Annotated in this window: 12 protein-coding genes and 2 tRNA genes; 11 read left to right on the top strand and 3 right to left on the bottom strand. The window is 70.1% G+C overall.

Annotation, left to right across the window (positions count from 1 at the left end):
* Nucleotides 1-371: 371 nt before the first annotated feature.
* The 4 genes from dnaN to OG990_RS29510 are packed head-to-tail and all read left to right on the top strand — an operon-like array spanning nucleotide 372 to nucleotide 4,205.
* The gene (dnaN, locus tag OG990_RS29525; protein ID WP_328422019.1) at nucleotides 372-1,505 is read left to right on the top strand and encodes a DNA polymerase III subunit beta; all 1,134 of its coding nucleotides are present in this window, start codon (nucleotides 372-374) and stop codon (nucleotides 1,503-1,505) included.
* Between the two features lie 40 nt (nucleotides 1,506-1,545).
* Entirely contained in the window at nucleotides 1,546-2,418 is an 873-nt protein-coding gene (gnd, locus tag OG990_RS29520) for a phosphogluconate dehydrogenase (NAD(+)-dependent, decarboxylating) (protein WP_328422021.1), read from the top strand.
* A gap of 16 nt (nucleotides 2,419-2,434) precedes the next feature.
* A complete protein-coding gene (recF, locus tag OG990_RS29515; protein ID WP_328422023.1) occupies nucleotides 2,435-3,568 on the top strand; it encodes a DNA replication/repair protein RecF in 1,134 nt (377 codons plus the stop codon).
* The gene (locus OG990_RS29510) at nucleotides 3,558-4,205 is read left to right on the top strand and encodes a DUF721 domain-containing protein (RefSeq protein WP_406077848.1); all 648 of its coding nucleotides are present in this window, start codon (nucleotides 3,558-3,560) and stop codon (nucleotides 4,203-4,205) included. Before recF ends, OG990_RS29510 begins: the two co-directional genes overlap by 11 nt.
* Nucleotides 4,206-4,214: 9 nt before the next feature.
* On the opposite strand, the gene OG990_RS29505 is transcribed toward OG990_RS29510, so the two are convergent.
* Entirely contained in the window at nucleotides 4,215-4,439 is a 225-nt protein-coding gene (locus OG990_RS29505) for a hypothetical protein (protein ID WP_328422027.1), read from the bottom strand.
* Between the two features lie 116 nt (nucleotides 4,440-4,555).
* Here OG990_RS29505 and OG990_RS29500 point away from each other — a divergent pair, with 116 nt between their 5' ends.
* Nucleotides 4,556-5,035 carry a MarR family winged helix-turn-helix transcriptional regulator gene (locus OG990_RS29500; protein ID WP_406077846.1) on the top strand — a complete coding sequence of 160 codons (480 nt, stop codon included), beginning with the start codon at nucleotides 4,556-4,558 and terminating at the stop codon, nucleotides 5,033-5,035.
* A gap of 4 nt (nucleotides 5,036-5,039) precedes the next feature.
* Here OG990_RS29500 and OG990_RS29495 read toward each other — a convergent pair whose 3' ends face one another.
* On the bottom strand, nucleotides 5,040-5,594 hold the full coding sequence (locus tag OG990_RS29495) for a hypothetical protein (protein ID WP_328422031.1): 555 nt from the start codon (nucleotides 5,592-5,594) through the stop codon (nucleotides 5,040-5,042).
* Between the two features lie 522 nt (nucleotides 5,595-6,116).
* Here OG990_RS29495 and gyrB point away from each other — a divergent pair.
* From gyrB to OG990_RS29465, 6 genes are all read left to right on the top strand, one after another.
* Nucleotides 6,117-8,063: a DNA topoisomerase (ATP-hydrolyzing) subunit B gene (gyrB, locus tag OG990_RS29490; RefSeq protein WP_328422033.1), complete on the top strand. Its 1,947-nt coding sequence runs from the start codon at nucleotides 6,117-6,119 to the stop codon at nucleotides 8,061-8,063.
* A gap of 130 nt (nucleotides 8,064-8,193) precedes the next feature.
* Nucleotides 8,194-10,713, top strand: a complete 2,520-nt coding sequence (gene gyrA / locus OG990_RS29485; RefSeq protein ID WP_406077844.1) for a DNA gyrase subunit A — start codon at nucleotides 8,194-8,196, stop codon at nucleotides 10,711-10,713.
* A gap of 4 nt (nucleotides 10,714-10,717) precedes the next feature.
* Nucleotides 10,718-11,623 carry a DUF3566 domain-containing protein gene (locus OG990_RS29480; RefSeq protein ID WP_328422037.1) on the top strand — a complete coding sequence of 302 codons (906 nt, stop codon included), beginning with the start codon at nucleotides 10,718-10,720 and terminating at the stop codon, nucleotides 11,621-11,623.
* 149 nt (nucleotides 11,624-11,772) lie between these two features.
* A tRNA-Ile gene (locus OG990_RS29475) sits at nucleotides 11,773-11,846 on the top strand.
* A 42-nt stretch (nucleotides 11,847-11,888) separates the two neighbouring features.
* Nucleotides 11,889-12,017 (top strand): DLW-39 family protein, encoded by a 129-nt coding sequence (locus OG990_RS29470; RefSeq protein WP_208869723.1) that lies wholly within the window; start codon nucleotides 11,889-11,891, stop codon nucleotides 12,015-12,017.
* 43 nt (nucleotides 12,018-12,060) lie between these two features.
* Nucleotides 12,061-12,136: transfer RNA gene (locus tag OG990_RS29465), tRNA-Ala, on the top strand.
* A 15-nt stretch (nucleotides 12,137-12,151) separates the two neighbouring features.
* On the opposite strand, the gene OG990_RS29460 is transcribed toward OG990_RS29465, so the two are convergent.
* Nucleotides 12,152-12,595 (bottom strand): tyrosine-type recombinase/integrase, encoded by a 444-nt coding sequence (locus OG990_RS29460; RefSeq protein WP_386986192.1) that lies wholly within the window; start codon nucleotides 12,593-12,595, stop codon nucleotides 12,152-12,154.
* Nucleotides 12,596-13,093: the final 498 nt, after the last annotated feature.

The following is a 13,093-nucleotide window of genomic DNA, read 5'->3' as shown; positions in this document are numbered from 1 at the left end:
GACAACCAGGCGCCGCGGTCGGCCTGTGGACGCAGAGGGCGGTTGTACCCCCGGTTCTCCACAGCTAAATCACCGGTGGATAACCTGTCTGAGCTGCGCAGACCCGAGTTCTCCACAGTTTGCACAGGTGCGATGAAGACGATGAGTTATCTCTTCTAAGAGAACAAAAACCAATCATCACCGTTGGGCTTTCTGTGGATCGGGCCGAGCGCTGCCGGATCAGCCGGTCAGCACCGACACGAACCACGGGGTCGGGCGCACAGCCGATGCCCCCGCGCCCTAAGGTGCGATGGGTACCCGCACGGTTGGGCGGGACGGTAAGCAGCGGTCGGCATGAGAGAGTTGTCGCTGACGTCGACGCGGAGGCATTGATGAAGTTCCGAGTAGAGCGCGACGCGCTCGCTGAGGCCGTGGCCTGGACCGCGAAGAGCCTGCCCAACCGGCCATCCGTACCGGTGCTCGCAGGGGTGATGCTCCGCGTCACCGACGGCAACCTGCGGGTCTCCGGGTTCGACTACGAGGTCTCCAGCCAGGTCACCGTCGAGGTGCAGGGTGACGCCGACGGCGCCGCGCTCGTCTCCGGCCGCCTGCTCGCCGAGATCACCAAGGCGCTGCCGGCCAAGCCGGTGGACATCGCCGCGGTCGGCGCCCACCTCGAGTTGGTCTGCGGCAGCGCCCGGTTCACCCTGCCCACCATGCCGGTGGAGGACTATCCCGCGCTGCCCGAGATGCCGCAGAGCGCCGGCACGGTCGACGCCGCGGCGTTCGCCACCGCGGTCGCCCAGGTGGCCATCGCCGCCGGCCGCGACGAGACGCTGCCGATGATGACCGGCGTCCGCGTCGAGCTCGCCGGCAGCACCCTGTCGATGCTCGCCACCGACCGCTATCGACTGGCACTGCGCGAGATCCAGTGGCGGCCGGACGACCCCGAGGTGAGCATCAACGCCCTGGTGCCGGCCCGCACCCTGAACGACACCGCCAAGGCGCTCGGCCCGCTGGGCGGCGAGGTCACCCTCGCCCTCGCCCAGGGCGCCGCGGGCGAGGGCATGGTCGGCCTCGCTGGCGGCACCCGGCGCACCACCAGCCGGCTGCTCGACGGTGCCAACTACCCGCCGGTGCGCTCGCTCTTCCCGGCCACCCACAACGCCGACGCCCGGGTGTCGGTCAGCACCCTCATCGAGGTGGTCAAGCGGGTCGCGCTGGTCGCCGAGCGGACCACCCCGGTGCTGCTCAGCTTCAGCGCCGACGGCCTGGTGGTGGAGGCCGGCGGTTCCGAGGAGGCGCGGGCCAGCGAGGCGATGGAGGCCACCTTCACCGGTGACGCGCTGACCATCGGGTTCAACCCGCAGTACCTCATCGACGGCCTGGCGAACCTGGGCTCGCAGACGGCCGTGCTGTCGTTCGTCGACGCCTTCAAGCCCGCGGTGATTTCGCCCGCCGGTGAGGATGGCGAGGTCATCCCCGGGTACCGGTACCTCATCATGCCGATCCGCGTGTCCCGCTGATCGCGCCCAGCGATACCCAGATCCACGGAGGTAGGAACACATGCAGCTCGGCCTGGTAGGACTCGGCCGGATGGGCGGCAACATGCGCGAGCGGTTGCGGGCGGCCGGCCACGAGGTGGTCGGCTTCGACCACAACGCGCAGCTGAGCGACGCGCCGACCCTCGCGGACCTGGCGGAGAAGCTCGAGTCGCCGCGTGCGGTGTGGGTCATGGTTCCCGCCGGCGTCACCGACGCCACCATCGATGAGCTCGCCGGGGTGCTCGGCGAGGGCGACATCATCATCGACGGCGGCAACTCGCGGTTCAGCGACGACGCCCCGCGGGCCGAGCGGCTCGCGGAGCGGGGCATCGGCTACCTGGATGTGGGCGTCTCCGGCGGCGTCTGGGGCCGGCAGAACGGCTACGCGCTGATGGTCGGCGGGGCCGAGGAGCACGTCGAGCGGCTGATGCCGATCTTCAACTCCCTCAAGCCGGAGGGCGAGTTCGGCTTCGTGCACGCCGGGCCGGTCGGTGCCGGGCACTACTCCAAGATGGTGCACAACGGCATCGAGTACGGCCTGATGCACGCCTACGCCGAGGGCTACGAGCTGATGGCCGCCTCCGAGCTGGTGACCAACGTGCCGGGCGTGTTCAAGTCCTGGCGGGAGGGCACCGTGGTGCGCTCCTGGCTGCTCGACCTGCTGGACCTGGCGCTCGACGAGGACCCGGAGCTGGCCGAGCTGAGCGGCTACACCGAGGACACCGGCGAGGGCCGGTGGACGGTCGACGAGGCGGTCCGGCTGGCTGTGCCGCTGAACGTCATCACCGCCTCGCTGTTCGCCCGCTTCGCCTCCCGGCAGGACGACTCGCCCGCCATGAAGGCCGTCGCCGCGCTGCGCCAGCAGTTCGGCGGCCACGCCGTCCACAAGCGCTGAGCGGTATCCACACCCTGTGTACGTTCACCGGCTGGAACTGGTCGACTTCCGCTCGTACGAGCGGGTCGCCGTCGACCTCCAGCCGGGGGCGAACGTCCTGATCGGCGCCAACGGCGTCGGCAAGACCAACCTCGTCGAGGCGCTGGGATACGTGGCGACCCTGGACTCGCACCGGGTCGCCACGGACGCGCCACTGGTCCGTATGGGTGCCAGCTCGGCGGTGATCCGCTGCGCGGTGGTGCACGACGGCCGGGAGCTCCTGGTCGAGCTGGAGATCGTGCCCGGCAAGGCCAACCGGGCCCGGCTGGGCCGCTCGCCGGCTCGGCGGGCCCGCGACGTGCTCGGCGCCCTGCGACTGGTGCTCTTCGCTCCGGAGGACCTGGAGCTGGTCCGGGGCGACCCGGCCGAGCGTCGCCGCTACCTGGACGACCTGCTGGTCAACCGGCAGCCCCGGTACGCCGGCGTGCGGGCCGACTACGAGCGGGTGGTCAAGCAGCGCAACGCCCTGCTGCGTACCGCGTACCTGGCTCGTAAGACCGGCGGGTCCCGAGGTGGTGACCTCGGCACCCTCGCGGTCTGGGACACCCACCTGGCCCAGCACGGCGCGGAGCTGTTGGCCGGTCGGCTGGAACTGGTCGCCGCGCTGACCCCGCACGTTGCCAAGGCGTACGACGCGGTGGCCGCCGGTCGGGGCGCGGCCGCCATCGCCTACCGGCCCTCGATCGAGCTGGCCGAGCCGACCACCGATCGGGCCGCGCTGGCCGAGGCGTTGACCGCGGCCCTCGCTGCGTCCCGCTCGGCCGAGATCGAACGGGGCACCACCCTGGTCGGCCCGCACCGCGACGAGTTGGCGCTGACCCTCGGCCCGCTGCCCGCCAAGGGGTACGCCAGCCACGGCGAGTCCTGGTCGTTCGCGCTCGCGCTGCGACTGGCCGGGTACGACCTGCTGCGCGCCGACGGTATCGAGCCGGTGCTGGTGCTCGACGACGTCTTCGCCGAGCTGGACACCGGCCGCCGGGAGCGGCTGGCGGAGCTGGTCGGCGGGGCGAGCCAGCTGCTGGTCACCTGCGCGGTGGACGATGATGTGCCGGCCGCCCTGCGCGGCACCCGCTACCAGGTCAGCGAGGGGACGGTGCGCCGTGTCGGATGAGCCGGGCACCAACCGAGGCGACGCCGGCCGGGGTGACCGGCGGGCCAGCCCGGGCAACGCGGCTGCCGCGCGTACCCCTGGATCGAAGGCGGCCGGGGGCGGCACGGACGGTGGGCAGGCGGATGCCGCCAGCGGGCCGGAGCTGGCCCGGGCGGTGCTCGACGCGGCGCTGTCCCGGCGGCAGGCGGCGGCCCGCGCGCGGCGTACCCCTGGCGGTGGCGGGAGCGGCGACGGCGACTCGGGGCGGCGGCTGCGCGGCTACTCCGGCCCGGGCCCCGACCCGCGCGACCCGCAGCCTCTCAGCGCGGTGTTGAACCGGCTCGTGAAGGCGCGTGGCTGGCAGCAGCCGGCGGCCGAGGCCACGGTGTTCGGCGCCTGGGAGCGGGTGGTCGGTGCGGAGGTCGCCCAGCACAGCCGGCCGGTCAAGCTGGAGAACGGCGAGCTGACCGTGGAGGCCCGCTCTACCGCCTGGGCGACCCAGCTGCGGCTGCTGGCCGGCTCGCTGCTCAAGCAGATCGCTCGCGAGGTCGGCCACAACGTGGTGCGCAAGCTGCACATTCACGGCCCGGCCGCGCCGTCCTGGCAGAAGGGGCCGCGCCGGGTGCGTGGCCGAGGGCCGCGGGACACCTACGGTTGAGCGGGCGTCTCAGCTGCGCCGGCCGGCCTCCCGGGCGGCGCGCTTCCGTTCGCGCTGTTCCCGGGTGTAGCGCTTGCGCTCTTCCAGGTCGCGTTTCCACAGCTCGCGGGCCTCGGCCGAGCCGCCCTGCACCGCGCCCTCGACCTCGGGCGGGCCGGCCAGGTGCCGGAACGCCCAGCGCATGAAGCGGCCGCCCTCGCCGGGGGACCTGGTGGCCGCGCCGTCCTCGCTCATCTGCCGCCCTCTCCTGCGCCTTCATTCACCCGTCACCGCGGACGGACGATTGGGACACCAATGGTTGGCGTACCAACTATCTGTACGATAGCGATCATGCATGGGGAGGGCAACCGATGAGCGAACGACCGGACGGCGTCGACCCGCTGGCGCTGGAACAGCAGGTCTGCTTCGCCCTCTCGGTGGCGGCACGCAGCGTCGTGGCCGTCTACCGGCCGCTGCTGGAGCCGATGGGGCTGACCCATCCGCAGTACCTGGTCATGCTGGCGCTCTGGCAGCACGCGCCGCTGTCCGGCCGCGACCTCAGTCGCCTGTTGCAGCTCGACCCGGGCACGCTGTCACCCCTGCTCAAGCGGCTCGAAGCAGCCGGCTACCTGCGCCGTGAGCGCGACGCCGCCGACGAGCGCAGTCTCGCCGTCACCCTCACCGACAGCGGCACGGCGCTGCGCAGCCGGGCGGAGCTGATCCCGGCCGCGATCGTGCAGCGGCTCGGGCTGCCCGTGGAGGACCTGCAACACCTGCACGCCGTGCTCACCCAGGTGATCGCTGCGGCCAACCGGCCCGGCGGTGGTGACCCGCCCACCCCGGCGGGGTGAGCGGTCAGGCGTCGGCGTAGACCGCGAAGCCGCGCTCGGCGCAGCGCCGGTAGAACGCGGCGAGCACGCCCAACTCGGCGCAGGTGAAGTTCCACTGCGGCGGGTCGCCGCTCTCGTCGCGGAGCGCGTCGAGTCGGCTCTCCAGCCAGCGCAGCTGCTGCTCGGCCAGCCGCCCGTCGCCGAGCAGCGAGCGCAGCACCGTGCTCACCGACTCGAAGGTGACCGCCTCGCCGTGCGGGCGGTGGCCGGCCACGAAGCGTTCGATGCCGCCAGCGATCCAGGCGCAGCCGTCCGGGTCGATCACCGGGTCCTCGTCCTCGGCCGCGGCGTCTGTGGCGTACAACACACCTTCTAGGCCGAGCAGCAGATCCACCAGCTCGGTGTACGCGGTCGCCCGGACGGTGCCGGTCTTCGCGATCAACTCGGCCAGAGCCGCTGTCGGCGCGGAGATTCGCGGCAGGTCGACGATCTCGCCGAAGTCGACGAATTCGGCCGGCGCGACCGGATCGTAGAAGCGGCCGGTACGCGGCCAGTGCACCGCGACGTTGTCCAGCCCCATCTGTCACCTCTTAAAGAGCACGTGTCGGGTCGATTGGGTCGATCGTCCCGGTTCCAGCCCGTAAAGATCAAGGCCGCTGCCGGGGCGCCGCAAACGTACGGCACGGGCGGTCCGGCCGCGACCCCCGACCCGCCCGGCCGCGGGTCAACCCGTTCGGGGGCGGCGCGTCCGATCGGAGCCTGGCGTGTGGGGGGAGTCGCGGGCGATGGGGTTCTGCCGGCTACGGCTTTCTCAGCCGCCTCGTTGAGGGTGCCGAGTGGTGGTTCTGTCCTCCGGGCACAGTAGGATTGACGGTGAGACGAAGACCCGGTGCGGAGCGAGGGACGGGGCCGGTGGCCCCAGAAACATTCTCCACGTCGGGTCGAGCCGATCGCGATCCGCGGGCAACCGCGGCGACCGGCGCGTTCGACCCGCTGTCCGGAGGTCTCCGGCACCGGTCCGCGCGCCGACGTCGCGTCCTGTCCGCCGAACCCGCGCCCGAAGCGCCTTGCCGGCGCAGACGACGCGAGAAAGTGGCCGAGGGTGGCAGCGCAGGACAAGCAGGAGTACGGCGCGGAGTCGATCACCGTTCTCGAGGGGCTGGAGGCCGTCCGCAAGCGGCCCGGTATGTATATCGGGTCCACCGGCGAGCGCGGTCTGCACCACCTCGTCTGGGAGGTCGTGGACAACGCGGTCGACGAGGCGCTGGCCGGATACTGCGACACCATCGACGTGGTGCTGCTCGCCGACGGCGGGGTCCAGGTCACCGACAACGGCCGTGGCTTCCCGGTCGACCTGCACCCGAAGCTCAAGAAGCCGGGTGTCGAGGTCGCGCTGACCGTGCTGCACGCCGGCGGCAAGTTCGACGGCAAGGCGTACGCGGTCTCCGGTGGTCTGCACGGCGTCGGCGTTTCGGTGGTGAACGCGCTCTCCACCCGGATGGCCGTCGAGATCCACAAGTCCGGCTTCGTGTGGCGGCAGCAGTACAACAACTCCAAGCCCGGCCCACTGGACAAGGGCGAGCCCACCGACCGCACCGGCTCGACGGTCACCTTCTGGCCCGACGCCGACGTCTTCGAGACGGTCGACTTCGACTTCCAGACCATCTACCGGCGCCTCCAGGAGATGGCCTTCCTCAACCGTGCCCTCCGCATCCACCTGCTCGACGAGCGGGTGGCCGAGGAGGAGGACGGCCGGCAGCGTGAGGTGACCTTCTTCTACGAGGGCGGCATCGCCGACTTTGTACGGCACCTCAACGCCTCGAAGAGCCCGATCCACAAGACCGTGGTCGAGTTCGGTGCCGAGGAGGAGGGCATGTCGCTCGAGATCGCCATGCAGTGGAACGAGTCGTACGGCGAGTCGGTCTACACCTTCGCCAACACGATCAACACGCACGAGGGCGGCACCCACGAGGAGGGCTTCCGGTCCGCGCTGACCAGCGTGGTCAACCGGTACGGCGCCGACAAGAAACTGCTCAAGGGCGACGAGAAGCTCTCCGGCGAGGACATCCGGGAAGGGCTCGCGGCGATCATCTCGGTCAAGCTGGCCAACCCGCAGTTCGAGGGGCAGACCAAGACGAAGCTCGGCAACACCCCGGTGAAGAGCTTCGTGCAGCGGGTCTGCAACGACCGGCTGGTCGACTGGTTCGACCGCAACCCGGCCGAGGCCAAGATGATCATCACCAAGGCCTCCCAGGCGGCCCGCGCCCGGATCGCCGCGCAGCAGGCCCGCAAGCTCGCCCGGCGCAAGTCGCTGCTGGAGTCCGGCTCCATGCCGGGCAAGCTGGCCGACTGCCAGTCCACCGACCCGCGCGAGTCTGAGGTGTTCATCGTCGAGGGCGACTCGGCGGGTGGCTCGGCCAAGCAGGGCCGGGACCCGCGGACCCAGGCGATCCTGCCGATCCGCGGCAAGATCCTCAACGTGGAGAAGGCCCGGATCGACCGGGTGCTGAAGAACAACGAGGTCCAGGCGCTGATCACCGCGCTGGGCACCGGCATCCACGACGACTTCGACATCGAGAAGCTGCGGTACCACAAGACCGTGCTGATGGCCGATGCCGACGTCGACGGCCAGCACATCCAGACGCTGCTGCTCACGCTGCTCTTCCGTTTCATGCGCCCGCTGGTCGAGCTGGGGCACGTCTACCTGGCCGCCCCGCCGCTCTACAAGATCAAGTGGAACAAGAAGGGCGACGACGCCCAGTACGCGTACTCGGACCGCGAGCGGGACGGGCTGATCGCGCTGCGCCAGCAGAAGAAGCCCAACGCCAAGCCGGATGACATCCAGCGCTTCAAGGGCCTCGGCGAGATGAACTACCCCGAACTGTGGGAGACCACGATGAACCCGGCAACGCGTACCCTGCGTCAGGTCACGCTCGACGACGCGGCAACCGCCGACGAGTTGTTCAGCGTGCTGATGGGTGAGGACGTCGAGGCGCGCCGGTCGTTCATCCAGCGCAACGCCAAGGACGTCCGGTTCCTGGACATCTGACGGAGCACGGTGGGTCGGTCGGGCCACACCCGACCGACCCACCGATCCACAGAGTTATCCACAGCTTGGCCGGTATCCACAGCCGTTATCCACAGCACGAAAACGACTCTGAGTCTGATAAGGGTATACAGTGACCGATTCACCCGAGTCCACACCGAACGAGCCCGAGGTCCCCGAGGTCCTCGCCGCCGTGGTCGCGCACGACCGGATCGAGCCGGTCGGGCTCGAGGTGGAGATGCAGCGCTCCTACCTCGACTACGCGATGAGCGTCATCGTCGGTCGAGCGCTGCCGGACGTCCGGGACGGCCTCAAGCCGGTCCACCGCAAGATCCTCTACGCGATGTTCGACTCCGGCTACCGGCCGGACCGGGGCTACGTGAAGTGTTCCCGGGTGGTCGGCGACGTGATGGGTCAGTTCCACCCGCACGGCGACTCGGCGATCTACGACGCTCTGGTCCGGATGGCGCAGCCCTGGTCGCTGCGGTACCCGCTGGTGGACGGCAACGGCAACTTCGGCTCGCCGGGTAACGACCCGGCCGCCGCCATGCGGTACACCGAGTGCAAGCTCGACCCGCTGGCCATGGAGATGCTGCGGGACATCGACGAGGACACCGTCGACCTGCAGGACAACTACGACGGCCGGGCCAAGGAGCCCACCATCCTGCCGTCGCGGATCCCGAACCTGCTGGTGAACGGCTCCGAGGGCATCGCGGTCGGCATGGCCACCAAGATCCCGCCGCACAACCTGCGCGAGATCGGCGCGGCGGTGCAGTGGTGCCTGGAGAACCCGGAGGAGGACGAGGAGACCACCCTCGAAGCCCTGCTCGGCATCGTCAAGGGTCCGGACTTCCCGACCCACGGCCTGATCGTCGGCACCACCGCCATCCAGGACGCCTACCGCACCGGTCGCGGCTCGATCCGGATGCGCGCTGTCGTGGAGGTCGAAGAGGACAAGCGCGGCCGGCCCTGCCTGGTGGTCAGCGAGCTGCCCTACCAGGTCAACCCGGACAACCTGGCCGAGCGGATCGCCGAGCTGATCAAGGAAGGCAAGCTCGCCGGGATCGCCGACATCCGCGACGAGTCCTCCGGGCGTACCGGCATGCGGATCGTGCTGGTGCTCAAGCGCGACGCGGTCGCCAAGGTGGTGCTGAACAACCTCTACAAGCACACCCAGCTCCAGGAGACCTTCGGCGCCAACATGCTGGCGCTGGTCGACGGTGTGCCGCGCACGCTCAACCTGGCGCAGTTCATCCGCTACTACGTCGAGCACCAGATCGACGTGATCCGTCGGCGGACCGCGTTCCGGCTGCGCAAGGCCGAGGAGCGGGCGCACATCCTGCGTGGTCTGGGCAAGGCACTCGATGCGCTGGACGAGGTGATCGCCCTGATCCGTCGGTCGCCGACCGTGGACGACGCCCGGCAGGGCCTGATCCGGCTGCTGGAGATCGACGAGATCCAGGCGACCGCGATCCTGGACATGCAGCTGCGCCGGCTGGCCGCCCTGGAGCGGCAGCGGATCGTGGACGACCTGGCCAAGCTGGAGATCGAGATCGCCGACCTCAAGGACATCCTCGCCAAGCCGGAGCGGCAGCGGCGGATCGTCTCGGAGGAGCTGGGCGAGATCATCGCCAAGTGGGGCGACGAGCGGCGCACGAAGATCGTTCCGTTCGACGGCGAGGTCTCGATGGAGGACCTCATCGCCCGGGAGGACGTGGTCGTCACGATCACCCGGACCGGGTACGCCAAGCGGACCAAGGTCGATCTCTACCGCTCACAGCGGCGCGGCGGCAAGGGCGTCAGTGGCGCCACGCTGCGACAGGACGACATCGTCAGCCACTTCTTCGTATGCTCAACCCACGATTGGATTCTGTTCTTCACGAACAAGGGCCGCGTATACCGGGCCAAGGCGTACGAGCTGCCGGAGGCCAGTAGGGTAGCCAAGGGCCAGCACGTGGCCAACCTGCTCGCGTTCCTGCCCGACGAGCAGATCGCGCAGATCATCGAAATCCCGAACTACCAGGTGGCCCCCTACCTGGTACTGGCCACGAAGAACGGCCTGGTGAAGAAGACGCGGCTCGAGGAGTTCGACTCCAACCGTTCCGGCGGCATCATCGCGATCAACCTGCGCGATGAGGACGAGCTGGTCGGTGCTGCGCTGGCTGCGCCGGACGACGACCTGCTGCTGGTCTCCAAGAAGGCGCAGGCGATCCGGTTCAGCGCCTCGGACGAGGCGCTGCGGCCGATGGGTCGGGCCACCTCGGGCGTGATCGGCATGCGTTTCACGGACGATGACGTCCTGCTGGCCATGGAGGTCGTTCGGGAGAGCCTGGACGTTCTGGTGGCCACCAACGGGGGATACGCGAAACGTACCCCGATCGAGGAATACCCGGTGCAGGGCCGGGGAGGTAAAGGCGTGCTGACTGCGAAGATCACCGAGCGGCGCGGTGGTCTCGTCGGCGCGGTCGTGATCGACCCGGACGACGAACTGTTCGCGATCACAAGCAACGGTGGTGTCATCCGGACTCCGGTGAAGCCTGTACGCCGTACGCGTGACCGGAACACAATGGGGGTCAAGCTGATGGACCTCCCGGACGGCGTGACTATCGTGGCGATTGCTCGCAATGCCGACGAGCCTGACGAACAGGACTAGTTGAATGACGGAGACACAGGCGAAGTCGGGGAACACGGGGACCTCGGCCAACCCGGTCGACGAGGAGGCCGCCAAGGGCGGCACACCAGCGACCGGCCGCGCTGCCGTGGGCCGGGCGACGGTCCCCGCCGACGCGCCTGCCCCGAAATTCACCCGGGCTCCCGGCATGACACCACCGCCGGACCAGCCCGGCGAGGACGGCGGGTCGGCTGACAAGTCCGAGGCCTCCGCTCCCGAGGCGCCGGCGTCCGCCGGCACACCCCCGGTGGCGGCCCCGGCCCCGGCCCGTCCGACGACCACCCAGCCGATCAACGTCCGGGCCGGTCAGGCGGCGTCGACCGGGAGCACGGGCACCCAGCCCCGGATCACCCCCGGCATGACCCAGCCGCAGCCGGACCCGGGGCGTACCGCCACTGCCGGCCGCCCGGCCAGCGGCGGTGGCCTGCCACCGGGCATCGGCAACGCGTCCGCCGTCGGGGCGGCCCGGGTCGGCGACGCGGTACGCGCCGCGCGTACCTCGGTCAGCTCGGCCGCGTCCCGCGGACCGCGCCGGGCCCGGCTGAACCTGAAGCGGATCGACCCGTGGTCCGTGATGAAGTTCGCGTTCGCCGTCTCGGTGGTGCTCTTCATCGTCGTGGTGGTCGCCACGTCGGTGCTCTACCTGGCGCTGGACGCGATGGGCGTGTTCCAGAGCGTCAACGACAGCCTGAGTGACCTGGTCAACGCCGGCGGTGGGCAGAGCACCGACGGGTTCCAGATCACCGCCAAGGGCGTGATCCTCAGCTCGGCGCTGATCGGCCTGGTCAACGTGGTGCTGTTCACCGCGCTGGCCACGCTGGGAGCGTTCGTCTACAACGTCTGCGCCGACCTGGTCGGCGGGATCGAGTTGACCCTCGCCGAGCGGGACTGAGCGATCGGAGCGCCGGGGCGCCGCGAATAGCGGTCGCTCCGGCGCTCCGCACTCGGGTAGGTTCTGGAGGCGTCGACGACCCGGCTCGCAGGCCGGACCCCGATTTGGGGCCGGCCGAGCGGATGGGTTAATCTTGCTCGTCGCAACGCGGGGCTATAGCTCAGTCGGTTAGAGCGCAGAGCTGATAACTCTGAGGTCGATGGTTCGATTCCATCTAGCCCCACCGCATGTCGTCCGACGGTAGTCGAGCTTGAGGGGTTGCCCCATGTTCAAGAAGCTGCTGATTCTGGCTGGCGTCGTCGGCGTGGCCGCCGTCGTGTTCAACAAGGTCAAGGCGTCCAACGACGAGCGTGCCCTGTGGCACGAGGCGACCACCGCGCCCGACCTGCGCTGAGGTCAGGCCCGGCGCCGAGCGATCGGCGACGCCGCCCGCTCACGGGGCCCTAGCTCAACTGGCAGAGCACTGCCTTTGCAAGGCAGGGGTTAGGGGTTCGAGTCCCCTGGGCTCCACCACACAATTTGGCCTGGTCACGGGCTGTTTTCTCCCTCGATCGGCTTCCCGCCAAATTGAGGATCTTCTACGGTAGTCAGCGGATCGTCAGCAGACCCGCCGAAGACCCTGCGCACCGACTCGTGGAAATCCGCCGGAGTATGCGTGTAGCGGTTGAGCGTCGTTGATGCCTGCTCGTGGCCCATCACCGCCTGGACCACGTTGACAGGGACTCCGGCGGACACCAACCACGTCGCGTAGCAATGCCGCAGATCATGGAAGCGCAGTCCACCAGCCGCCTTGGTCGCCAAGCAGTCGACCGCTTCCCGTTCGGTCGTGAACTCCGCTGACCATTCCACGCCGTCGCGGTCGGGCCAGGTTGCGCGGAACTTGAACGGCCCGGATTCGGCGAGCTGGCCCAGGAGTCCAGCTCGGACAAGAGACGGACGCCAGACCTGACGCCGGAAGTTACTACGCAACATCAAGGCGGCCCGCAACGGGCCGCACGCGCCGCCGCCAGGGCGCGTGCCGGCCGCTGCCGCTGGCGCTCTGCGGCCGTCATACCTGACGTCCGGCGGCTGGCGCGGAGAGCGGGGAGCCCAGAGGGCCGCCGCAGAACGAGAGACAGTTGACGGGTGGTGTGCTGGGCCGGCAGCCGGCCGAGCCGCGCGGCCAGCATCCCGCACGGCGTAGGGAAGCGCACGCCCGGCCGCGTCGGCGAGCTGGCGGCGGCCGCAGGGTTGCGGTTAGGGCGCCTCCGGCGGGGGCGCTCCGGCTCCAGGATGGCCGGGGCTCCGCCGGCGGGTCGCGGTCCGTGAGTGGTTGCGGTAGGCCATCCCGCTTGCCATCGACCCGGGCAAGCCGAGCAGACCACCGCCCGACCCGCCAGCGTCCGTACGGGCGTCAAGGTCCGCTTGACGTGGCGGGCCGGGCGGCGGCCGGCTCCCCAGGAGGGCGGGTCGAGGGCAGACGGGACGGCA

Origin of the sequence: Micromonospora sp. NBC_00858 (assembly GCF_045207365.1) — a bacterium.
Lineage (GTDB): Bacteria > Actinomycetota > Actinomycetes > Mycobacteriales > Micromonosporaceae > Micromonospora.
This window is presented reverse-complemented; position numbering and strand designations above follow the sequence as displayed.